This window comes from Lyngbya sp. CCY1209 (assembly GCF_055795065.1).
On the sequence record NZ_JAYFER010000512.1, the window covers coordinates 1 to 245 of the forward strand.

General features: G+C 58.4%; 1 protein-coding gene. It reads right to left on the reverse strand.

The annotated features are described in order from the left end of the window. Window positions 1–245, reverse strand: a 245-nt coding sequence (locus tag AC0QHF_RS16500; protein WP_324705325.1) for an Ig-like domain-containing protein, incomplete at both ends; no start/stop codon positions are given.

Sequence of the window (245 nt, forward strand, 5' to 3'; positions counted from 1 at the left end):
TGTAGGTGATGTTGTCGGCGGTTTGCAGGTTGTCGGCGCTGCCGTTGTTGATGGTGATATCTGATACGTCGAACCCGGCAACTTCTTCGCCGAAGGTAGCCGTTACGGTGAAGGCGGTATTGATTGTCTCCTCGGCATCCGTGGCGAGTGTCACTGTGGGGGCGGTCAAGTCCGCCGTCCGGGTGAGTTGGGTGGCGGCAATGTTATCGTTTCCGGCGATATCCGCTGCGATGGCGGCTGCAATA